Below are 23,024 nucleotides of genomic sequence, written 5' to 3' on the forward strand. Positions count from 1 at the left end.
ATTAGCAGAAACAACAGACTACAGACAGCGACCCGTCAAAAACGTTATAACAGGCAACACACAACAGCGGAGTGCCTATGTTTAAGTCTTTTTTTCCGCGGCCAGCGCTGTTTTTCAGCTCTGCGGCTGTCTGGAGCTTAGTAGCGATTTTTGCCTGGTTCGGCTTTGCCGCGCATCTGCCCGGCATCTGGCCCACCTTTGAAACAGCAATGAAACAGCCCCTGCCGACGACGGCAGCGCGTTTTATCGCCGTGAGTCAGCTCTGGTTCTACCTCTATTACTGGATCATGGTAGCCATTTTTGCCGGGGCCTGGCGGTTGATTGATGCGCATCCATGGCAACGCTGGTCAGTCTGGGGCTCCGCGCTGATCATCTTTGTGACCTGGTTTGGCGTGCAGGTCGGAGTGGCCATTAACGCCTGGTATGGACCGTTTTATGATCTGATTCAGAAAGCGTTAACCAAAGCGGGATCGGTGCAGATTGCGGAGTTTTACCATGAGGTTTTCTCTTTTCTCGGCATCGCATTAATCGCAGTGGTGATTGGCGTACTTAACTCCTTCTTTATCAGCCACTGGGTTTTCCGCTGGCGTAGCGCCATGAATAACTACTACATGCACAACTGGCAGCGTCTGCGTCATGTCGAAGGTGCCGCACAGCGTGTGCAGGAAGACACCATGCGGTTTGCGACCACGCTGGAAAACTGGGGTGTCAGTTTTATTCAGGCGATTATGACGCTGGTGGCGTTTTTACCGGTGCTGGTCGCGCTCTCTCATCACGTGAAAGATATTCCCATCCTCGGCAATATTCCTTACGCACTGGTGATTGCCGCTGTGCTCTGGTCAGTGTTTGGTACTGGCTTGCTGGCGCTGGTAGGGATCAAGCTGCCGGGGCTGGAGTTCCGCAATCAGCGGGTTGAAGCCGCCTACCGTAAAGAACTGGTCTACGGCGAAGACAATGCCGATCGCGCCACACCGCAGACGGTTCAGGAGTTGTTCAGTCGGGTGCGGGTCAACTACTTCCGTCTCTACTTTCACTATCTCTACTTCAACATCACCCGCATTCTCTATCTGCAGGTTGATAACGTGTTTGGTCTGTTCCTGCTGTTTCCATCCATTGTGGCGGGCACCATCACGCTGGGCTTACTCAACCAGATCACCAACGTGTTTGATCAGGTGCGCGGCTCGTTCCAGTATCTGATCGCCTCCTGGTCGACGCTGATCGAACTGATGTCGATCTATAAGCGTCTGCGCAGCTTTGAGCAGATTCTGGATGATGTTCCGCACGATGAGATGATGCGCGAAGCGTCGGAAGAGGTGTAACTACTTAAGGATGGCGGCACGGGTCGATTGCCACCCCACTCTCCTCAGCCACGGATCATCCCGCAAAGAACCTGCAGGACTCCTGTAACAGCAGAGATGTGCTGCTCCTGGCCCGCGAAAGCGGGCTTTTTTAATGCTTAAATCAGCCGTCATGCGTGTTCTCTGGCTTGAATTTATAAGCTGTAGCTTATAATCTGTACCCTGTATGACGGAATATATACAAGGAAGTATGTCATGTGGACCGTACTCCTGAGCCCGCGCTTTGAAAGCTGGCTAAGTGAGCAGGAAGAAGCCCTGCAGGAAAAAATGTTAGCGGATCTGGGAAAGTTAAAAGTATACGGCCCTGATTTGCCTCGCCCTTATGCTGATACTCTCAAGGGCTCGCAGTACAGGAATATGAAAGAACTCCGCGTACAGTTTTCAGGAAAGCCAATTCGGGCATTTTATGCATTTGACCCTGTCCGCCAGGCTATTGTGTTATGTGCCGGAGATAAGAGTCATGACAAACGTTTTTATATCCGAATGATACGCATCGCTGACGATGAATTTTCAGCCTGGCTGGCTGAACAGGAGAAGGGAAATAATTAATGAGAACCCTGGATGATGTTATCGCCGACTTCTCCCCTGAGAGTCAGGCGCGAATCAAAAAAATGTCTGATGAAATGATTCTGGAAGTCGGGCTTCAGATGATTCGCGAAGAGCTTCAGTTATCACAAAAGACGCTCGCCGAGGCCATGGGCGTGCGTCAGCCTGCCGTTGCTCAGATTGAGCAACGCGGAAATGAGATTAAGGTTGCCACGCTGAAACGCTATGTCGAAGCAATGGGCGGAAAACTCAGTCTTGATGTGGAACTTCCGACCGGAAAAAGAGTGGCCTTTCGCATCTGAACCCTCAAAACGGCGAAAGCGATTCTGTTTAAATAAAAAAGCCACTCGTCAGAGTGGCTTTCTCGTTTACAAAGACCGGATGTAAAACAGCTTCAATACAGCAGTGTCCGGGACTTCACGCCTTACAGTGCAATACGCATCACGCTGTCAGGATTTTTTGGCGGCGCCTTACGCGAGCCAGGCTGTTTCACGCTGACATAAAGCACCTTGCCGTCTGCCGAGAGTGCCAGACTGTTAGGCAGCGCCGGGGTTTTCACCGTGCGCTTCACCTTATAGCTGCTGGCGTCGATGATGCTGACTTCACCCGCTTTGCGATGAGTAACATAAAGCTCATCGCGATCACCATTAAACAGCACCGCCAGCGATTCCGGCACATCAATCCGCTGAATCACCTGCTGATTACGCAGATCAACCACCAGTACCTGCGCCTGCTTTGAATCCGTCAGGAAGGCGCGCTGACCGCGCGTATCCAGCGCGATGTTCAGGAAGAAGTGCTCTTTATCGCCGTCAATCTTCTGCTTTTTCTCAATGGCATTGGTGCGCGCATTGATCGTCACCAGTTCACCATCACCGTTGGTGACGTAGACCTTTTGCGCGTCTGAATCTACCGCCAGGCCGGTGCCCATTTTACCGGTATTCGGGATGGTACTGACAAGCTTCAGCGTGCTGCCATCCACCACCCAGACCACGCTTTGCGGTCCCAGGCCGGTGATATAAACCCGGTTAGTTTTAGCATCAACCGCCACCTGACGCGGCTGCAATGGGCGCACGGTCTCACTGCGCTTACGGCTATCCAGCACCAGCGTGTTGAGCACTTTGCCGCTGCTGGCGTCAATGGCCGTAACCGAGCCGTTTACGGTGTTGCCGATGTAGAGCACGTTGGTTTGCGGGTTGATCGCCGCGCCGAACGATTTCAGCGCCGTGTTGATCGACTGCTGTACCGCCAGCGTAGCCGGGTCGAGACGGAAAACGGTGCCGCCGTCACCGCTGCTGTTCCGCGCTGTCGCCACGAACAGCGCGTTATCTTTCGGGCTGACTGCCAGTTCATAGACGCCTTTACCCACGGCCTGATTAAGATCTTCAGCCTGCACCGCCAGCCATCCTGAGGCAGAGAACAGGGCCGTAGCCAGTAACAGCGGACGCAGGGTCCGGCACGTATTGGTAATCGCTTTCATAACTTCTCCATAGTTAATCCACTGCAGACGCAGTGAAAAGAAAGCCCGACATTGCAACCAGAAACAGCTGACCAGCAGTCAGATGCAGAATTGTTTTTGAGAATAATAATTATTTCGGGGGGAAAGGGACAGGATTATTAGCGGATAAACGCCGCCAGGACGCCCAAAGGCGTCCTGTCAGCACAAGAGGGTAAAACTTAACTTATTTCAGCAGCTCAGCGGTCATGTGAACGCCGTTGTTGGTGTAAGCTTCAGTGATCTTATATGAAGCACCAGCTTCCTGAGCCTGCGCAGCGATTTTCGCTTCAGCACCATCCAGCGTAGAGTCGATGGCGGTCACAGATTGTGCGAAGCTGGCAAATGGCAGAACAGAAAGCGCGATAACAGCTGCAAAAGTTTTGATAGATTTCATGGTCAATTCCTCGGTTAATTTTTATCAGGTAAGGCGTGCTGCCTTGTTGATAGATATATTAGTCCGGAAGTTGATCAGTAAAAAGCGGAGGGTTTTGCTTAACTCGTTCAGTAAAATTGATGATAAAAAGCACATTTCGCACAGTTATCACTCAAAAGGTTAATAATCTACCCCCATAAAAAAAGGCAGCATATATTGCTGCCCTTGAGGATTTAACCGTGATGTCGTACCCGGGTGAAGATGGTCAGCGCGGCCAGCAGCATCAGCACTCCGCTGGCAACGAACACACCGCCTGCGCCGCGCAGGTCAAACATCCAGCCGCCCGCCGCCGCGCCGACAGTAATCGCCAGCTGGATGGTGGCAACCAGTAAACCGCCGCCTGACTCCGCATCATCCGGCACCGCGCGCGAAATCCAGGTTGACCAGCCGGTTGGCATCGAACCAAACGCCATACCCCAGATCGCCACGCCTGCACCTACCATCCAGCTGACATCGCCAAAGCTTACCAGCAGCAGCGCGGTGACACTCATCAACAGCGCCATGCCACTCAGGGTCAGTGATACGCTGCGGGTGACCAGGAAACCGGCCAGCGAGGTGCCAAAGAAGTTCGCCACACCAAAGGCCAGCAGCACCAGCGACAGCTGATTGAGGTTGAGCTGCGCAACGCTTTCCAGAAATGGACGCAGATAGGTAAAGAAGGCAAAGTGACCGGTAAACATCATGATTACCGCCAGCATTCCCCAGCGCATCACACCAATACGCAGCAGCGCCAGCACCCCGCCGTTGCGGGCTTTGTTCTCTGCCGGCATGGCGGGCAGGGTAAAGAACTGCCACAGCAGCGCCACCGCACCCAGTCCGGCAGTCAGCATAAAGATGTTGCGCCAGCCCACCAGTCCGCCGAGATAGCTGCCCAGTGGCGTAGCGATAATCGTCGCCAGCGAGATACCGCTGAAGACGATAGAGAGCGCACGCGGCACCTGATCGGTGGGAACCAGGCGCATGGTGATGGCGGTTGAGAGTGTCCAGAAGCCGCCAATGGCCATACCCAGCAGCACCCGCGCCAGCAGGATCACCGTCAGGTCAGCCGCAAACGCCACCATCAGTGCCGAAGCGATCAGCAACAGCGAAAACACCAGCATGACGATGCGGCGGTCGATGCGCCGCGTGACGCTGCCGGTGACCAGACTGGTAAACAGCGCCACCAGCGCGGTGATGGTGACGGTCTGTCCCGCCTGCCCTTCTGATACGCCCAGGCTGTGGGCCATCGGCGTCAGCAGACTCACGGGTAAAAATTCGGCGGTGATGAGGCTGAACACCCCAAATGCCATAGCAAATACCGCGCCCCACGCGGGACGGGTCGGCGAGGAAACCTCATCAGCCACTTCGGTTGTCAGACTCATGCTGCTTCTCCGGAAGATAAAAAAAGTGAGTGTGAGCATAGAGCGACGCGTCAGGACGATCTATGATGCTTACACCTTCATTTTTGATAATTCGTCTGGAATCACATGAGCCACTATGGAGATCTGACCAGTGAGCTGCTGATGGGGATGCGCCTCTATGGCGTGAACTATCAGCGTATCGCAGTGAGCGCGCCGTTTGGGCTGCGTTATGATCACGCGCCGGGCCGGGCGCAGTTCCACTTTGTCGGACGCGGCTCACTGATGGTGCGCAGCGCCTCCGGCGAGGTGTTTCAGCTCAACAGCGGCGATGCGCTGCTGGTGCCGCACGGCAAACCCCACAGCCTGATCTCCAGTGAGGAGGCGAGCTGCCAGTGTATTAAGAACATGGCGAGCAAGCCGCTCTGCGACAGCGTCTGCGCCATTGCAGCACCGGAAGATGCCTGTGATGACGAGCACAGTGTGCTGTTGTTCAGCGCCTGCATGGCGTTTGAGCTCGGCGGCATGCAGCCGCTGATCAATACCATGCCCGATGTGATGCTGGTGAGTACTCTGCTGTCGCAATACCCGGAGATTCAGCCGATTCTGGCGGCGATGGAGCGGGAGTCGCTCACCCGCCAGGCGGGATTCGCCGGTATTCTGTCGCGTCTGGCAGACGTGGTTGCCGCGCTGATTGTGCGCGGCTGGGTAGAGAACGGCTGCGGCGAGCGCAGTGGGCTGGTGCAGGCGATGCGCGATCCACGTCTGAGTCAGGCGATTGCTGCGATGCATCGGGAGCCAGGAGAAAACTGGACGGTGGCGCGGCTGGCCAGCGTGGCAGGCTGTTCGCGCTCAGTGTTTGCCGGACGGTTTCTCAATGCCACCGGCATGACACCGCTGCGCTATCTGACGGAGTTGCGGATGCGGCTGGCGGTGCAGCGGATTGTGAACAACGGTGAAGCGGTGGAAGTCGTGGCTTATCATCTCGGCTACGGCTCGATTGCGGCATTCAGTCGCGCCTTTAAACGGATTGTCGGTCAGTCACCAGGCGCATTGCGTGCCGGACGCGACGGCACGCAAGCGCTGGCCTCTTAACCGGGCTGCTGAATCTCTTCTCTTAACGAAAGACGCTGATCGCTTCGACCAGACGGTTAGCCTGATGGGTCATGCGACCTGAAGCCTCGGCGCTTTCTGTCACGCGGGCGGCGTTCTGGTGAGTGATATCATCAAGATCTTCCACCGCTGAACTGACTTCGCTGAGCGCGGTCGCCTGTTCGGCCGTGGCGGCGCTGATCTGGGCGATCAGTGCGGTGACATTCTGCACCTGCGACACGATATCCTGCATCGTGCGGCCTGCCGCGCTGGCGTGCTCATTGCCCGAGTTGACCCGGCTGGCGCTGGTTTCAACCAGCATTTTGATTTCGCTCGCGGCTTTGGCGCTGCGCTGCGCCAGGCTGCGCACTTCTCCGGCGACCACCGCAAAGCCTTTGCCCTGCTCACCGGCCCGCGCCGCTTCCACGGCGGCGTTCAGTGCCAGGATATTGGTCTGAAACGCAATCCCGTCGATGACGCTGGTAATATTGGCAATCCGCTTTGAACTGTCAGCAATTTCGCCCATCATGCCCATCATTTCGGTCATCACCTCGCCGCCTTTGCTGGCAGCCTGGCTGGTGCCGGCTGAGAGGGTATTCGCCTCATGCGCGGTTTCAGTGTTGCTCTTCACCGTGGCGGTCATTTCGTTCATGGTGGCCGCAGTCTGCTGCACGTTGGCAGCCGCCTGTTCGGTACGGCGGCTGAGTTCGTTGTTGCTGCGGGCGATGGCGTCGCTGGCGCTCAGCACATTGATTGCCTGGCCGCTGACATCATCCACCAGCCAGCGGAACATCAATCCGAGCTGACCGATGGCGCGCAGCGTCACACCCACCTCATCAACGCGGTCCATCTGCTCCACTTTATGGCTGGCACCGGTTGCCACGCTCAGCGCCTGTTTGCACATCCGCTCAATAGGGCGTGAAATCTGCTGCTCCAGCCACAGGCTGCAGAGCAGAAGCAGCGCAGCCATTCCCGCGGTAAAGCCTGCCAGTGCCGCGGGCGTCATGCCCAGCGCCCAGACACCCGCCACCGAGAGGGGCAGTAACGTCAGCAGCGTTGTGCGGATCCGCCAGCGAAGGGGCAGCGTCTTAAGGATTGAGGCGGGACGACGCCAGCCGCTGCGAACCAGCAGGCCTTTGTGAAAACGTCGCCCTCTGGCGCGGCCTTCACGAAAATCCTGATAGAGCACCTCAGTCTGACGCACTTCCTCTGCCGTGGGTTTGGTGCGTACCGACATGTAGCCCTGCACTTTACCGTCGCGGACTACCGGAATGGCGTTGGCCCGCACCCAGTAGTGATCGCCATTTTTACGGCGGTTCTTGACCAGTGCCGTCCAGGGTTCACCCTGTTTCAGCGTCGCCCACATGTCGGCAAACGCTTCTGATGGCATATCGGGGTGACGTACCATGTTATGCGGCTGGCCGTTGATCTCGTCGGCGGTGAAGCCGCTCGCCTCAATAAACGCGTCGTTAGCGTAGGTGATGTGGCTGTTAAGATCGGTGGTCGACATCAGTGTCGCATTATCGTCGAACAGATATTCACGCTGAGAGACAGGCTGGTTGTTACGCATCAAAAGTCCTTGGAGACCCGACGTCCTGCACGCGACGGTCTGAGTGTCGGCATGAAAACTGTGGGCTGAGAGATAACGATTACCTTTTTTTATGTTTTCGGCATGCTTCTGCCTACTCTTTAGCGTTTAAGTTAAATTAGTGGCAATAATAAAGCCGCTTTGTAGCGGCTTTCACATTTTTGGTTGATTATCCATCCGTTAGCCGGACTGGAGAATTCCGGCAGCGGGTCAGCTGAGGTCGACATTACGGGTGCCAAACCACCAGGTGAGCAGGAATCCGCCGATCCAGGCCACCATCAGCCCGGCCAGATAGACCGCCATGCCAGCGAAGATCCCCTGGCTGGAGGTCATCAGTGGCAGCGTGACCAGGCCGGAGGGTCCGAATACCGTGTTCATCCCGACCGGCAAACCCAGCCACGCCACCAGCCCGATAAAGAACCCGCCCAGCGCACCACCGCCGCAGGCGGTGATAAAGGGCTTGAGGCGCGGCAAAGTGACGCCGTAGATCAGCGGTTCACCGACGCCAAGCAGCCCCGGCACGATAGCGCCTTTGATCTGCGCCCGCAGCAGCGCCCCTTTTTCTGCTTTGCACCACAACGCCAGTGATGCGCCGACCTGGCCTGCTCCCGCCATCGCCAGAATCGGGAAGAGCGAGTTAAACCCTTGGGTTTCCATCAGCGCAAAGTAGACCGGAATAAAGCCCTGATGGATGCCGAACATCACCGCGATCAGGAACAGCCCGGCCAGCAGCGCACAGCCAAAGGGATTGTTATTGAGATGGATAAACAGCCACGACATCCCTTTAAACAGTTCGCCGCCCATCGGCATGATCAACAGATAGGTGATGGCGCCGGTGATCAACAGCGTAAACAGCGAGGTGAGGATCATATCGAGATTGTCGGGAATGATTTTGCGCAGCTGTTTTTCAATCCACGCCCCGATAATCGCCGCCATCAGCACGCCAATAATGTTGCCGCGCGGGTCGATCGCCAAGCCAAAGAAGTTTTCCATGCCGCTGTAGTAGCCGGTGGTGGCCGTGGGCACATAGCCGAGCACAAACAGCGAGGCGATGATTGCGCCATTGACGCCGCTGCCGCCAAACGCTTTCTGCGCGTTGTAGCCAATCAGGATGCTGAGAAAGGTGAACAACCCTTTACCGAAGACTTTCATGTACGCCACGGTATGCAGCAGCCAGGGCGCGTGGTCACCGGGTGCATTGAGGTGGAGACTCTGTTCAATCAGCGTGGCAAATCCCAGCAGCAGCCCCGCGCCGATAAAGCCCGGAATCAGCGGAGTGAAGATGGTGGCGAAGCGCGACAGGAACTGATGCACGCCGCTGGTCTGTTTCGCCTTTAGCTGCTGCTTCTGCTGCTGTGCCAGCAGGCTTAGTTCCGCTGTTTCGCCCTGCGGTGCCAGCGCGGTATCACCCTGAGCCAGCAGGTTCTGCATCCCTTCGGCGGCGGTTTGCGCCTTGCCAGGTCCCAGCACAATCTGCAACTGTGCCTCGCTGTCGATAACGCCTAAGACACCCGGCAGGCTTTTTAACCGTGCCAGATCACTCTCTCCCGGCTGATTGAGCGTCAGGCGGAGCCGCGTCATGCAGTGACCACAGGCCGCGATATTTTGCGCGCCACCGACCGCCTGCAGGATGTCGCGCAACAGAGCCTCGGTGATTCTGGCCATTAGCGTGCTCCCGCTGCCTGTAAAGCCTGACGGATAAAGCCCTGATGCTGACTGAGCAGCGCTTTCGCCTCATCGGCAGCCAGGTCAGCCAGTACCATCAGGATGGCGGTTTTGCAGTGTCCGCCACAGGCGGTGAGCGCGACGCTGGCCGTCGCCTCATCACAGTCAGTGGCCTGCATGACGATGTTAACCTGACGCTGTACCAGTTTCTGATTGGTGGCTTCCACGTCGACCATCAGGTTGCCGTACACTTTTCCGCTGCGGATCATCGACCCGGTAGTGAGCATGTTGAGCACCAGTTTTTGTGCCGTGCCCGCTTTCATACGGGAAGACCCGGTGACCACTTCGGGGCCGACCACTGGCGTGAGCGCAATCGCGGCAACCTGCGACATGGCGCTGCCTGGATTACAGGTGAGCGATACAGTAGTCGCGCCAAGTTCGTTCGCGTAAGCCAGTGCGCCCAGTACGTAGGGTGTGCGACCGCTGGCGGCGATGCCAACCAGCACATCGTGGCGGCTGAAGTGGATATCTTTCAGATCCTGCGCGCCCTGCTCCCGGTTGTCTTCCGCGTTTTCTACCGCCTGGAGTATGGCGGTATGGCCTCCTGCAATCAGGCCGATAACCTGCTCGCGGGGTGTGCCAAAGGTAGGTGGGCATTCGCTGGCATCCAGTATGCCCAGCCGACCGGAGGTGCCTGCGCCGCAATAGATCAGTCGTCCACCGGCCTGGAACGCGGCGCAGATGGCGTCAACGGCGGCGGCAATCTGCGGCACGATGGCCTCAACCGCCAGCGCCACCTTTTTATCTTCATCATTGATGACGCGAAGCATCGCTTCGGTGGAGAGTTCGTCAATATTCTGGCTGGCCGAGTTGCGGCCTTCGGTGATCATCTGGCTGAGGTCGAGTTTCATGGCGGGCTCCGCAAAGGAATAAATTATTCAAATTAATAACTATCATAACGAATGATTAATTCATTGGGTGAGATCTTTTTTCGATGGATGTGGGGTGAGTCATGTTGCGGGGGATCAGATTGGCTGAGTGATGAGTATAAGCATTACGACCTGGGTTCGGTGCATGTGAGTGCAATCGCTGGGAGACCGGTGCCGGTCAGAAAAGGTTCACCTGATCGTAAAGACGCATTCGTCATCCATGACGCTCGGCCCACGCCGTCCCTGGCGTGGGACGCTTTACTCTTCAGGTGAACCTTTTCTTCCTTCAAGCTTTTTTATTGCTGTTTGAATGATGGAACGCGGCCTCAGGCACACTGACGCTAAGCCCACGCCGTCCCTGCCGTGGGACGCTTTACTCTTCAGGTGAACCTTTTCTTCCTTCAAGCTTTTTTATTGCTGTTTGAATGATGGAACGCGGCCTCAGGCACACTGACGCTAAGCCCACGCCGTCCCTGCCGTGGGACGCTTTACTCTTCAGGTGAACCTTTTCTTCCCTCAGGCTTTTTTATGGCTGCTTGAAAAGAGGCTTGAGTCGGACATAAACGTTGAAAAAGGCCTGCTGGAGTAAGATGTCCTTTCCTGGTTTTTGTCCTTCTGACAATCTGTACCCGAGGTGGATGAGAAGGCGGATACCAGCATTGACGGAGTTAAGCGTCCGCCGCATTGTTCAAAAACGTCGGGAGCGTTTTTGAACAATGCAAAGCGTTGGCCCGCTTGCGGGCGAGCCTCATGGATGAGGTGAGTGAACCGGCGGCCGAGGCCCCAGGGATGGGTTTTCGACGACTTTACGCAGTCACTGCTGGTATCCGACTGAACGGAGCACTGTTTTTCCTGCAAAGACCTCGCCTCCCATCCTATGTCACTCATCCAAAAGACAATTAAAACCCACCAATCGCAGGTTAAACGCGCAACCATTTAATCAATATAAAGTTGTGACGTTCTGCAGCCATATAAAGCAGCCAGCTTCTCAAGCGTTTGTTTTTGAGGTTTCTTTCTCGACTCTAACTTCGACACGCCAGCCTGCGTGATGCCAAGTTTATTCGCCACCTCTTCCTGTGACAGGTGACGATGCAAACGCCAGGCAACATGCAAAGGAACAGATTGCCGTCGGCTGATTTTCATTACATCGTGAGGAATCGTTTCATCATCGTCTGGACCCACTTCATAAGGGACAGACTCAAACACATCATCTAAATGACGTTCAGCCATGAGCTTATTAAACAGCTCTATAGGGATGACAGCACCAGTGCGGTTCCCGCGCTCGTCCGTCAGAAACTGTATAGCATTCATGGGTAATCACTCCTTACTGGTACGGCAGGCAACACTGTCTGATCGTCTGCCTGTGCAGCGGAACGCTAAACCCGGCTGCACAGAACTTATTGATGACGCACATTGCTCCTGCCACACTGCTAGCGCTTTTTGTACGTGGTCGATGTTCTTCTTACGACTTCAAGTATATCTATCACTACTGGCTGACCTTTCTCTATCTTCCAGAGTACGCGGTAGTGACCTACTACCAGCTTCATTCGCTTCTGTTTATCATCAGTCAGTTTTTCGACTTTCAGATGGGGAATATCCGGCCATTTAGCCAGCGCCTCTACAGCATCTTCAATAGCGTTACCCTCTTTCTGAGGCAGCCCATAAAGCTGTTTCAATGCCTTTTTCGTCCAGTTAATTTCTGGCATCCGTCAACACTCCATGTTGTCAAAGAACACAGTCAACTCACCGCAACGGAATATAACTATAATCAATCATAATCACAATATCCCTGTCGTATAAACATGGTTTTTAGTTATAAAATTATAACTATTTAATTCTCGGTCAACCTGTATATCTGACATGAAAAATCTCATAAAAAAAGGCCCAACTTTCGTTGAGCCCATTCTTACGTTAATGCCGTGTTCAGCTTGCGGTCTGTGTCCGCAGCTCCAGCTCATACTCTTTCGCCTTTTCGACGTCGAACTGGTTTTCCCAGCGGGCAATCACCAGCACCGCCAGCGCATTACCAACCACGTTCAGCGCGGTACGCGCCATATCCATGATGCGGTCAACACCGGCGATAAACGCCAGACCTTCCAGAGGAATGCCGACGCTGCCCAGTGTGGCCAGCAGCACCACGAAGGAGACGCCTGGCACGCCAGCGATACCTTTCGAGGTCACCATCAGCGTTATTACCAGCACAATCTCGTCGGTCAGCGACAGGTCAATGCCATACAGCTGCGCGATAAAGATCGCCGCAATACTCTGATAAAGCGTTGAACCATCCAGATTAAACGAATAACCGGTCGGCACCACGAAGCTGGTGATCGCTTTCGGCGCGCCGTAGGCTTCCATCTTCTCCATGATACGCGGCAGCACCGTTTCCGAGCTGGAAGTAGAGTAAGAGAGAATCAGCTCATCCTTCAGGATACGCATCAGCGTGGTAATCCGCAGCTTACAGAAGCGCGCCACTCCGCCCAGCACCACAAAGGCGAAGAACAGAATCGCCGCATAAACCAGCAGCACCAGCTTAGCCAGTGGCCAGAGCGAGGCAAAGCCGAAGTTAGCAATCGTCACCGCAATCAGCGCAAACACACCCACCGGGGCATAGCGCATGATCATGTGCGTCACTTTAAACATCGCTTCAGAAATGCCACGGAACAGGTTCACCAGCGGATCGCGCTGTTCTGACGGCAGTGACGACAGGCCTAAACCAAACAGCACCGAGAAAAAGATAATCGGCAGCATGTCGCCCTTCGCCATTGAGGCGAAAATATTCTGCGGGATCAGCGACAGAATGGTGGTGACCAGGCTGTGCGGACCGCCCTGTACCTCTGCCGTTGTCGCTTCATATTTAGAGATGTCCACCGTTGCCAGCGTTGACATATCAATGCCGGTGCCGGGTTGAAATACGTTGGCCAGCGTAATACCGACCACAATGGCAATGGTGGTGATCACTTCAAAGTAGAGAATCGTTTTGACGCCGATGCGTCCCAGCTTCTTTGCATCACCCACGCCAGCGATGCCGACAATCAGGGATGAAATCACAATCGGTACCACAATCATCTTGATAAGATGAATAAAGATATCGCCTGCCGGGCTGAGAATGTTGGTGACTAACCATTCACGATTGTCTGGCTGATTATGCAACACAGCACCCACAACGATGCCAAGCACCAGGGCTGTCAGAATCTGCCAGGCCAGGCTGATTTTAAAACCTTTCATAACGTGTAATTTCCTCAGTCAAAACCCGTTTCTCTCTACTGCGAAGGTGCAGAAGACAATACACACAGGGAGTGAGCAAAAAGCCCGGTAAATTAGAGGGTGTCTTGAAACAGCGCCTCGTATGAAAATCTGATGATTCCCATACCCATTTTCAGACGCGGTCTGAGTTGATACCTGCAGAACAGGGGCGAGATAAGTACCATTTTCACTGTGGTAAATGCAACCCCTGGCGGATCCGATTAAAAGTTCACCATCTAAGCAGCATAAAGTGCTGCCAGAGCTGAAAAACCCTAACCTGCTGTTATGAAAAGTATTACTTCGATGAATTTACGCATAGCTATGCAGAAACGCTTAAAAACTGATCCGGCGCGTTTGCTCGCTTTTTATTCAGGATGAAAACGTAAAAGCGATGCCTGACTTCTCCAGCGCCGCCAGAGCGTTAACCTGATAGATCAGAATGGCTTAACGCTTCTTGGGGGATGTGTATCACGTGATCTGTGGCGCAAAAAAGAAACAAAGCTTTGGCGCGGGCTTTAATTAACCATTGATTGACATATCATTAACATCTTCAAGGAGATCCGCCATGAGCCAAATACACAAACATCCCGTTCCAGAGAATATTGCAGCAAACACCCTGATTACTGCAGAACAGTATCAGGCGATGTATCAGCAATCTGTCGACGATCCAGACAGTTTCTGGGGCGAACAGGGCAAAATCCTTGACTGGATCAAGCCTTACAGCAAAGTGAAAAACTGCTCGTTTGCACCAGGTAACATTAACATTCGCTGGTACGAAGATGGCACGCTCAACCTGGCGGCAAACTGCCTTGACCGTCATTTAGCCACGCGCGGCGATCACCCGGCGATTATCTGGGAAGGCGACGACGCCAGCGAAAGCAAAACCCTGACTTTCCGCCAGCTGCATGCCGAAGTCTGTCGCTTCGCCAACGTGCTGGAACTGCTGGAAGTGAAAAAAGGCGACGTGGTGGCGATCTATATGCCGATGGTGCCGGAAGCCGCAGTAGCGATGCTGGCCTGTGCGCGTATCGGTGCCGTTCACTCGGTGATCTTTGGCGGTTTCTCACCGGAGGCGGTCGCGGGCCGCATCGTCGATTCCAGCGCCTCGCTGGTAATCACGGCCGATGAAGGGATCCGCGCCGGTCGCAGCATTCCGCTGAAGAAAAATGTCGATGACGCGTTAAAAAATCCCAATGTCACCAGCGTGAAAAACGTGGTGGTGTTCCAGCGCACTGGTAAAGATGTGGGCTGGGTTGAAGGCCGCGATCAGTGGTGGCACGACCTGATGCTGAACGCGAGCACCAACCACGCTGCCGCAGAAGTCGGCGCAGAAGATCCGCTGTTTATCCTTTATACCTCCGGTTCAACCGGCAAACCCAAAGGCGTGTTGCACTCCACCGGCGGGTATCTGGTCTATGCCGCGACCACCTTTAAGTTCGTCTTTGATTACCATCAGGATGATATCTACTGGTGCACCGCCGATGTAGGCTGGGTGACGGGCCACAGCTATCTGGTTTATGGCCCGCTGGCCTGTGGCGCCACCACACTGATGTTTGAAGGGGTGCCAAACTGGCCAACGCCGAGCCGTATGGCGGAAGTGGTCGATAAACATAAAGTCACGCTGCTCTACACCGCGCCCACTGCCATCCGTGCGCTGATGGCGGAAGGTGATAAGGCGATTGCCGGCACCGACCGCAGCAGCCTGCGCATTATGGGATCGGTCGGTGAGCCAATTAACCCGGAAGCCTGGGAGTGGTACTACAAGAAAATCGGCAACAGCCGCTGCCCGATTGTTGATACCTGGTGGCAGACCGAAACCGGCGGCTTCATGATCACGCCGCTGCCGGGTGCGACCGAGCTGAAAGCGGGTTCCGCCACCCGACCGTTCTTTGGCGTGCAGCCCGCGCTGGTGGATAACGAAGGTCAGCCACAGGAAGGCGCCTGTGAAGGCAATCTGGTGATCACCGAGTCGTGGCCGGGTCAGGCACGTACCCTCTATGGCGATCACGACCGTTTCGAGCAGACTTACTTCTCTACCTTTAAAAATGTCTACTTCAGTGGTGATGGTGCCCGTCGTGATGAAGATGGCTACTACTGGATCACCGGACGCGTCGATGACGTACTCAATGTTTCCGGTCACCGACTCGGCACCGCCGAAATAGAATCGGCGCTGGTCTCGCACCCTAAAATTGCCGAAGCGGCGGTAGTGGGGATTCCGCACAGCATCAAAGGCCAGGCGATTTATGCCTATATCACGCTGAATCATGGCGAAGAGCCGTCGCCGGAGTTGTACACCGAAGTGCGCCAGTGGGTCCGTAAAGAGATTGGCCCGATAGCCACACCGGATGTACTGCACTGGACCGACTCACTGCCGAAAACCCGCTCCGGCAAAATCATGCGGCGTATTCTGCGCAAAATTGCCACCGGGGATACCAGTAATCTTGGTGATACTTCTACGCTCGCCGATCCTGGCGTAGTAGAAAAACTGCTTGAGGAGAAACAGTCGATCAAAATGCCTTAAGCGCACGCTGTCCGGCGGGAAGATCGCTTCCCGCCACACCCGCCCTACGCAGTCTGTTTCGGTAGTCACAAATATTATAACCAGCTGAATCCGCGCCCTGTCGCGAGGTTCTCGCCTGCAAGCCCTCTGGAGAAAATGTGATGAATGACGCCCTTTCGAATCAGGATGCCATCAATCAACAGATTGAGCGTAATCCCCTTTTTCATGAATTAGTCCGTAAGCGCCAGGCGTTCGCGACGCTGCTGTCGCTGATCATGCTGGTGCTCTATGTCGGCTTTATCCTGCTGATCGCGTTTGCACCCGGCTGGCTCGGTACCCCGCTGCATGCCGGCACCAACGTCACGCGCGGTATCCCGATTGGGGTCGGGCTGATTGTGATGTCGTTTGTGCTGACCGGCGTCTATGTCTGGCGTGCCAACGGTGAGTTTGACCGTTTAACGAAAGCGATCCTCAGCGAGGTGAAATCATGACTCGTCTCACCTTATGGCTGCTGGCCTTAATGCTGCCGTTTTCAGCACTGGCTGCCGATGCGATAACCGGTGCCGTGCAGCGCCAGGCGACCAACTACCAGGCGATTATCATGTTTACGATTTTCGTCGGGGCCACGCTGGGAATTACTTACTGGGCCTCAAAGCGCACCCGATCACGTAATGACTACTACACCGCGGGCGGCAATATCACTGGCTTCCAGAATGGCCTGGCGATGGCGGGTGACTTCATGTCGGCCGCCTCGTTCCTGGGCATTTCGGCGCTGGTTTACACCTCTGGTTATGACGGGCTGATCTACTCGCTCGGCTTCCTGGTCGGCTGGCCGATGATTCTGTTTTTAATCGCTGAGCGACTGCGTAACCTGGGTCGCTATACGTTTGCCGATGTCGCCTCATATCGTCTGAAGCAGATGCCGATCCGCACCCTGTCAGCCTGCGGCTCACTGGTGGTCGTGGCGCTCTACCTGATCGCGCAGATGGTCGGGGCCGGTAAACTGATCCAGTTGCTGTTTGGCCTTAACTACCATGTTGCGGTAGTCCTGGTCGGCATTCTGATGGTGATGTATGTGCTGTTTGGCGGCATGCTGGCCACCACCTGGGTGCAGATCATCAAAGCCGTGCTGCTGCTATTTGGTGCCACCTTCATGGCGGTCATGGTAATGAAGGCGACCGGTTTCAGTTTTAATACGCTGTTCACTGAAGCGATGGCGGTCCATCCAAAAGGCATCGCGATTATGCAGCCTGGCGGATTGGTCAAAGATCCTATCTCCGCGCTGTCGCTGGGGCTGGGGCTGATGTTTGGTACGGCCGGATTGCCGCATATCCTGATGCGCTTCTTTACCGTAGCGGATGCTAAAGAGGCACGTAAAAGCGTCTTCTGGGCCACCGGCTTTATGGGTTACTTCTACTTCCTGACCTTTATTATCGGCTTCGGTGCCATCCTGCTGGTGGGCGCTAATCCGGCCTTTAAAGATGCCAGCGGCGCGCTGATTGGCGGCACCAATATGGCGGCAGTGCATCTGGCGAACGCCGTGGGCGGCAGCACCTTCCTGGGCTTTATCTCTGCGGTTGCCTTCGCCACGATTCTGGCCGTTGTCGCAGGCTTAACCCTGGCGGGTGCATCGGCGGTGTCTCACGACCTCTATGCCAGCGTGTATCGTAAAGGTCAGGCGAGCGAGAAAGATGAACTGCGGGTTTCAAAAATTACCGTGCTGGCGCTGGGCGTGGTGGCGATTGCGCTGGGTATTCTGTTTGAGAAACAGAACATCGCCTTTATGGTCGGGCTGGCCTTCTCGATTGCGGCCAGCTGTAACTTCCCGATCATCCTGCTGTCGATGTACTGGTCAAAACTCACGACGCGTGGCGCGATGGTGGGCGGCTGGCTCGGTCTGCTGACCGCCGTTATCCTGATGATCCTCGGCCCGACGGTGTGGGTACAGGTGCTGGGCAACGCGAAGGCGATTTTCCCCTATGAGTATCCGGCGCTGTTCTCCATGGCGGTGGCCTTCGTGGGCATCTGGATCTTCTCGATTACCGACCATTCGCAGCAGGGCGCAGAAGAACGTTCACGCTTCCGTGCACAGTTTATCCGCTCGCAGACCGGCACCGGCATCGAACAGGGCAAAGCGCACTGATCGTGGCTTTTCGTTCATAAAGAGCAGGCAATAAAAAAGGGCGGCTACCGAAGTAGTCGCCCTCTTCTTTTGCGCAGCAGAATCAGAAGCGCAGCGATGCACCCACGTACGGGCCATCGACCAGCACGTTATCTTTGCGTCCATCTTTGTTGTTCAGTTCGATGTACTGATAACCCACACGCAGGTTAAGCAGTGAAACCGGCGTGAAGCTCAGGCCGCCACCGGCTTCCTGATAGCTGTCGAGCTGATCGGTGAAAGACTCTGGCGCGTAATAATATTCGCCATACAGGCCCCACATGCTGTTGAAGCTGTAGTGTGCTGCACCACCCAGCGCCACCGCAAATCCATCTTTTCCATCTTCAGGATGGGTGAAGATCGCTTTTGCGGTCGGCGCCAGACGCAGCGGCCCGAAATCAACGTTGTAACCCAGACCGGCACCGTAGGTACTGCCGTCATGGTCGCTACGCAGCCAGTTACCTTTCAGAAACAGACCGGGTGTTGTGGTGCCCAGACCCACATTCAGGTTGGTGTTGTGTTCGCTGACATCAACACTGCCTTCAATCGCCTGAGCGGCACCGCTCATTAAAACCAGCCCGAGGGCGCTCCCGGCAACAAGTTGCTTAAACATGATTCCACTCCGTGAAAGGACAATTAATTCGGCCGCAAGGTTAACAGCCTGAAATGGGGAGACAACAAAATCTGGAAAACTTTACGTAAAAATACGTGTCTCAGCGCAGACCAGCCCCTGTGCGACGGAGTGTAGCCTATATTGTCCACATCAGGTGCCCAATCAGCGGGGCCAGCACCACGGTCACCACGCCAGAGAGCATCATCACCAGGCTGGCGACCACGCCCTCCTGCTCGCCAATCTGATAGGCGCGTGCCGTGCCGGCACCGTGTGACGCCGCACCGAATCCCGCGCCTTTCGCCACGCCCTGCTTAATGGCGAGCCGCAGAAACAGCACGTCGCCGATTGCCATGCCAAACACGCCTGTAATCACCACGAACAGCGCCACCAGATCGGGCTGCCCGCCAATCGGACCCGCCGCAGCCAGCGCAAACGGCGTGGTGATAGAGCGCACGGCCAGGCTGCGCTGAATCGACTCCGGCAGGGTTAACAGCCGCGCCAGCCAGACGGAACTGCAGACGGCGACCAGCGTCGCGGTCACTACGCCCGCGCTCAGCGACAGCCAGTGGCGCTTAATAATTTCCACGTTCTCATAGACCGGCACCGCAAACGCCAGCGTCGCTGGCCCCAGCAGCCAGAGCAGCCAGTGGTTTTCGGCGATGTAATCCTGCCAGCTGATATGCGTCAGCAGCAGCAATGCCACCAGCACCAGCGGCGTCATCACCAGTGGCATCAGCAGCAGCGTCCGCCAGCGGCGATAAAGCCGTTTATTCAGCGCATAAACCAGCAGCGTAACGGCTACACACAGCAGGCTGAGCAGAAAATCACGCATGCGGATCCTGCTTACGCGCGGCACGCGCGACTTCATAATGATAAAGCCGGTCCACCACCCAGGCAGTCGAGGCCAGCACCAGCAGCGTACTGACGCCAATCACCACACAGATGCGCCAGCCATCAACCCGCAGCAGATCGCCATAGTTCACCACCGCCACCACCGCCGGAATAAAGAACAGCAGCATCTCGGCCAGCAGCCAGCGTGACCCGGCTTTCACCCAGTTCAGCGGCACAATCCGCGTCACGATTAACGCCAGCAGCAGCAGCATCCCGACGATATTGGCGGGCAGCGGCAGATGCAGCCAGCTCACCAGCCGGTCGCAGGCGATAAACAGGCCGATATAGAAACCCAGCTGGAGCGGCAGGCTGAGCAATTGCACTGCGCGGTTGCTGCGTAAAGTGAGCGCTAACGCCATCACCTTGTCTCCCCGATTAAATTGATGTCACCAGTATAAATCGTCAACAGAAGGTGAAAAAAATGAATTAAAATTATCGAAATCATGCCTGAAAGGAATAGTTATGGATGTCCGCGCCCTGCGTTACTTTACTGAAGTCGTACGCCAGCAGAGCTTTACCCGTGCGGCGCAGAAGCTGTTTGTGACGCAACCGACCATCAGCAAAATGTTGCGCCAGCTGGAGGAGGAGCTGGGCTGCACGCTGATCCTGCGCGATGGTCGTCGTCTGCACCTCACCGACAGCGGCCAGGCGGTCTATCAGCGCGGCCTGGCGATCCTGCAGGAGTTTCATCAGCTGGAAGCGGAGATTGGTGACATCAACCAGCTCAAAACCGGTGAGCTGCGACTGGGTATTCCGCCGATGGTCGGTATGCAGATTGCCGGTTCGATTTCCGCGTTTCGCCGCCGCTATCCCGGTGTGAAGCTGAAAATCTCTGAGTTCGGCGGTCTGACCGTCCAACAGGCGGTGCTGGCGGGCAGTCTGGATATCGCCCTGACCGCGCTACCGGTCGATGCCGAGCTGCCGCTGAACACCCTGCCCCTGATGCATCATCCGCTCTGCGTACTGCTGCCGCGTCGCCCGGAGTGGCTCAGCCGCCAGCAGATTGGACTGGCAGAACTGGCAGAGCATCCACTGCTGATTTTTAATGAGGAGTTCTCGCTGAATCGTCAGCTGATGCAGGCATTTCAGCGGCTCAACCTGACGCCAACGGTGGCGGTTCGCAGCGGACAGTGGGATTTTCTGGCGGCGATGGTGCAGGCGGAGATGGGGCTGGCGATTCTGCCGGAGCCGATCTGTCAGCGGCTGGATAAGCAGTCGCTGCTGTGGCTGCCGCTGGAATCGGAGCTGAAGTGGAGTCTGGGATTGATCTGGCGGGAAGGGAGTTATCTGTCGCGCAGTGCGCAGGCGTGGATAGCCTGTTGTCGCGAGCATTGGCCGGATGAGCCGCCGCGCCTGTCGGTGTGAAAGGCTGGCACGCCGCATTAACGCGCAGGCGTGCCAGTCAGGACTTACTCCTCTTTTTCGATCAGCAGCGCTTCCAGCAGATCCAGGTCGTGCAGTAACTTCTGCATCGTCTCATTGGAGATTTGCTGGGTGGCGCGCAGATGATAGACCTCAGCACGTTCGGCACGCAGTCCGGTCAGGCGGAAGCGACGCTCCAGGTTCTCGGCGAACAGCGCGTGTTCAAGGTCATTCTTCCCTTCAGCGCGACGACGTAAGTTGCCAATCACCCGCAGACTCACCTCTTTAAGCAGCTCCGGATCGATGTTCTCTTCCGACTCATTCTCCAGCCGCTCTTCCATCTTGTGCAGGCTCTCAATGGCTGCGCCTGCCATTACCGCACGCGCATTCTGCAACTCGCGACGGTGTGCGCCTTTATCAATAGTATCAATGCCGCGCAGCAGAATCGGCAGAATCACTACCCCTACCAATAGCGAGAAGAGAATCACGCCGGTGGCGATAAAGACCAGTTCATAACGCGCCGGGAAAGGCTCGCCGTTGGTCAGGAACAGCGGAATCGACAGGACACCGGCCAGGGTAATCGCGCCGCGCACACCCGCAAAGGAGGCGATCAGCAGTTCACGCAACGAGTAGTTGGAGAACTCCAGCGGCTTCTTCTTCAGCAGGCGTTTGCTGAAGCGCTGCATAATCCACAGCCAGCCAAAACGCACGATCATCAGCGCGGCATAGACCAGCCCGATATCGGCAAACAGCATCCAGAGTTCGACGTTTGGATCGGCCTGCGCCTGATCGACAGAGGTCTGCAGAATATCCGGCAACTGCAGGCCCAGCATCAGGAAGACCATGCCGTTAAAGACGAACTCCAGCATCTGCCAGACGCTGTTGGCACGCAGGCGCATCGCCAGCGGTGCCTGACGAATAATACCGGAACGGGTGATGGTCATACCGGCCGCCACGGCCGCCAGGATGCCTGAGACACCCAGATGTTCAGCAATCAGGTAAGAGGCGAACGGCAGCAGCAGCAGCAGTACGGTCTGGGTAGCCGGATCGTCACCGCTCCAGCGGCTGAGCAGGCGCAGTGACTTACCGTAGAGCCAGCAGATCGCGACACCCGCAATCAGACCACCCACCGCCACTTTCAGGAACTCAACGCTGGCACCGCCCCAGGTAAACACCATGGTACCCATGGCGACTGCCACGGCAAATTTCAGCGATACCAGGCCCGAAGCGTCATTCATCAGGGCTTCACCCTGCACAATCGACATAATCTTCTTGGGAATACGGCCTTCACCGACAATGCCTGAGAGCGCCACGGCATCGGTCGGTGACAGCACCGCCGCCAGCGCAAAGGCAGGGATCAGCGGGATACCTGGTACCAGCCAGTAGATCAGATAGCCGATGCCGATCACGGTAATCAGGACCAGCGCCAGTGCTAAGCCAATTATCTCGCGACCATGATGCAGGAACTCACTGATCGGCGTCTTCCAGCCATCCGCGAACAGCAGCGGCGGAATAAAGAGCACCAGAAACAGCTCCGGGTCAAAGTCGACATGCAGACCAAAAGTTGGCCAGGCCAGCATCGCACCCACGGCGATCTGAACCAGCGGCAACGGGATCTGAAAAGGGAGGATACGAGCCGCAACGCCAGAGAGCGACACGACCAGCGTCATGATGAGAATTGTAAAAAAGATTTCCATGCTTTCCTTAGGCGTCGTTTCTTTCAATCATTGGTTAAGCGCTAAAGTGTAAAACAAACTGCGGTGAAGATTGTCAGCTACGCGTGCGCCGGGCGGGAAAATAGTGAAAAATTCCGG

General features: G+C 55.8%; 21 protein-coding genes. 8 read left to right on the top strand and 13 right to left on the bottom strand.

The window, feature by feature from the left end; translation table 11 throughout:
- The first annotated feature begins 77 nt into the window (after positions 1-77).
- The 3 genes from sbmA (at position 78) to ACK13D_RS07290 (ending at position 2,206) form a co-directional block, all read left to right on the top strand.
- Entirely contained in the window at positions 78-1,319 is a 1,242-nt protein-coding gene (sbmA, locus tag ACK13D_RS07280) for a peptide antibiotic transporter SbmA (protein ID WP_010672044.1), read from the top strand.
- Positions 1,320-1,553: 234 nt separating this feature from the next.
- Positions 1,554-1,907, top strand: a complete 354-nt coding sequence (locus tag ACK13D_RS07285) for a type II toxin-antitoxin system RelE/ParE family toxin (protein ID WP_010672045.1) — start codon at positions 1,554-1,556, stop codon at positions 1,905-1,907.
- Positions 1,907-2,206, top strand: coding sequence for a helix-turn-helix domain-containing protein (locus tag ACK13D_RS07290; protein WP_010252120.1), 300 nt, complete (start codon positions 1,907-1,909; stop codon positions 2,204-2,206). The genes ACK13D_RS07285 and ACK13D_RS07290 overlap by 1 nt, the downstream gene beginning before the upstream one ends.
- A 122-nt stretch (positions 2,207-2,328) precedes the next feature.
- Here ACK13D_RS07290 and yncE read toward each other — a convergent pair whose 3' ends face one another.
- The 3 genes from yncE to ACK13D_RS07305 all read right to left on the bottom strand — a co-directional run bounded on the left by yncE (position 2,329) and on the right by ACK13D_RS07305 (position 5,193).
- Complete coding sequence (gene yncE / locus ACK13D_RS07295; RefSeq protein ID WP_341576138.1) at positions 2,329-3,381, bottom strand: 7-bladed beta-propeller protein YncE; 1,053 nt, start codon at positions 3,379-3,381, stop codon at positions 2,329-2,331.
- A gap of 202 nt (positions 3,382-3,583) precedes the next feature.
- Positions 3,584-3,793: a YdgH/BhsA/McbA family protein gene (locus ACK13D_RS07300; RefSeq protein ID WP_009092571.1), complete on the bottom strand. Its 210-nt coding sequence runs from the start codon at positions 3,791-3,793 to the stop codon at positions 3,584-3,586.
- Between the two features lie 212 nt (positions 3,794-4,005).
- Positions 4,006-5,193, bottom strand: coding sequence for an MFS transporter (locus ACK13D_RS07305; protein WP_010252123.1), 1,188 nt, complete (start codon positions 5,191-5,193; stop codon positions 4,006-4,008).
- A gap of 105 nt (positions 5,194-5,298) precedes the next feature.
- Between ACK13D_RS07305 and ACK13D_RS07310 the strand changes: the two genes are divergently transcribed.
- The gene (locus ACK13D_RS07310; protein WP_418796041.1) at positions 5,299-6,264 is read left to right on the top strand and encodes an AraC family transcriptional regulator; all 966 of its coding nucleotides are present in this window, start codon (positions 5,299-5,301) and stop codon (positions 6,262-6,264) included.
- A gap of 22 nt (positions 6,265-6,286) precedes the next feature.
- Here the strand turns inward: ACK13D_RS07310 and ACK13D_RS07315 are convergent, their stop codons facing one another.
- The 6 genes from ACK13D_RS07315 to gltP all read right to left on the bottom strand — a co-directional run bounded on the left by ACK13D_RS07315 (position 6,287) and on the right by gltP (position 13,668).
- The gene (locus tag ACK13D_RS07315; RefSeq protein WP_163763165.1) at positions 6,287-7,831 is read right to left on the bottom strand and encodes a methyl-accepting chemotaxis protein; all 1,545 of its coding nucleotides are present in this window, start codon (positions 7,829-7,831) and stop codon (positions 6,287-6,289) included.
- Between the two features lie 228 nt (positions 7,832-8,059).
- On the bottom strand, positions 8,060-9,514 hold the full coding sequence (murP, locus tag ACK13D_RS07320) for a PTS N-acetylmuramic acid transporter subunit IIBC (RefSeq protein WP_341576144.1): 1,455 nt from the start codon (positions 9,512-9,514) through the stop codon (positions 8,060-8,062).
- Positions 9,514-10,425: an N-acetylmuramic acid 6-phosphate etherase gene (gene murQ, locus ACK13D_RS07325; protein WP_418796044.1), complete on the bottom strand. Its 912-nt coding sequence runs from the start codon at positions 10,423-10,425 to the stop codon at positions 9,514-9,516. The genes murP and murQ overlap by 1 nt, the downstream gene beginning before the upstream one ends.
- Before the next feature lie 954 nt (positions 10,426-11,379).
- Positions 11,380-11,754, bottom strand: a complete 375-nt coding sequence (locus ACK13D_RS07330) for a helix-turn-helix domain-containing protein (protein WP_033780420.1) — start codon at positions 11,752-11,754, stop codon at positions 11,380-11,382.
- Between the two features lie 119 nt (positions 11,755-11,873).
- Positions 11,874-12,149, bottom strand: a complete 276-nt coding sequence (locus ACK13D_RS07335; protein WP_010252139.1) for a type II toxin-antitoxin system RelE family toxin — start codon at positions 12,147-12,149, stop codon at positions 11,874-11,876.
- A gap of 217 nt (positions 12,150-12,366) precedes the next feature.
- Entirely contained in the window at positions 12,367-13,668 is a 1,302-nt protein-coding gene (gene gltP, locus ACK13D_RS07340) for a glutamate/aspartate:proton symporter GltP (protein WP_010252141.1), read from the bottom strand.
- A gap of 583 nt (positions 13,669-14,251) precedes the next feature.
- Here gltP and acs point away from each other — a divergent pair.
- From acs to ACK13D_RS07355, 3 genes are all read left to right on the top strand, one after another.
- The gene (gene acs, locus ACK13D_RS07345; protein WP_010252142.1) at positions 14,252-16,207 is read left to right on the top strand and encodes an acetate--CoA ligase; all 1,956 of its coding nucleotides are present in this window, start codon (positions 14,252-14,254) and stop codon (positions 16,205-16,207) included.
- 140 nt (positions 16,208-16,347) lie between these two features.
- Positions 16,348-16,677, top strand: coding sequence for a DUF485 domain-containing protein (locus tag ACK13D_RS07350; protein WP_010252143.1), 330 nt, complete (start codon positions 16,348-16,350; stop codon positions 16,675-16,677).
- On the top strand, positions 16,674-18,329 hold the full coding sequence (locus tag ACK13D_RS07355; RefSeq protein ID WP_010252145.1) for a cation acetate symporter: 1,656 nt from the start codon (positions 16,674-16,676) through the stop codon (positions 18,327-18,329). Before ACK13D_RS07350 ends, ACK13D_RS07355 begins: the two co-directional genes overlap by 4 nt.
- 82 nt (positions 18,330-18,411) lie before the next feature.
- Here ACK13D_RS07355 and ACK13D_RS07360 read toward each other — a convergent pair whose 3' ends face one another.
- From ACK13D_RS07360 to ACK13D_RS07370, 3 genes are all read right to left on the bottom strand, one after another.
- Entirely contained in the window at positions 18,412-18,957 is a 546-nt protein-coding gene (locus ACK13D_RS07360; protein WP_010252147.1) for a YfaZ family outer membrane protein, read from the bottom strand.
- A 136-nt stretch (positions 18,958-19,093) separates the two neighbouring features.
- A complete protein-coding gene (locus ACK13D_RS07365) occupies positions 19,094-19,789 on the bottom strand; it encodes an LrgB family protein (protein ID WP_010252149.1) in 696 nt (231 codons plus the stop codon).
- On the bottom strand, positions 19,782-20,207 hold the full coding sequence (locus ACK13D_RS07370) for a CidA/LrgA family protein (RefSeq protein ID WP_050679828.1): 426 nt from the start codon (positions 20,205-20,207) through the stop codon (positions 19,782-19,784). The genes ACK13D_RS07365 and ACK13D_RS07370 overlap by 8 nt, the downstream gene beginning before the upstream one ends.
- A gap of 103 nt (positions 20,208-20,310) precedes the next feature.
- On the opposite strand from ACK13D_RS07370, the gene ACK13D_RS07375 reads away from it, so the two are divergent.
- Positions 20,311-21,213 carry a LysR family transcriptional regulator gene (locus ACK13D_RS07375; protein WP_010252153.1) on the top strand — a complete coding sequence of 301 codons (903 nt, stop codon included), beginning with the start codon at positions 20,311-20,313 and terminating at the stop codon, positions 21,211-21,213.
- Between the two features lie 44 nt (positions 21,214-21,257).
- Here ACK13D_RS07375 and ACK13D_RS07380 read toward each other — a convergent pair whose 3' ends face one another.
- Positions 21,258-22,907 (bottom strand): Na+/H+ antiporter, encoded by a 1,650-nt coding sequence (locus ACK13D_RS07380; RefSeq protein WP_010252155.1) that lies wholly within the window; start codon positions 22,905-22,907, stop codon positions 21,258-21,260.
- Positions 22,908-23,024: the final 117 nt, after the last annotated feature.

It is taken from the genome of Pantoea sp. K16, assembly GCF_048452805.1.
GTDB lineage: Bacteria > Pseudomonadota > Gammaproteobacteria > Enterobacterales > Enterobacteriaceae > Pantoea > Pantoea agglomerans.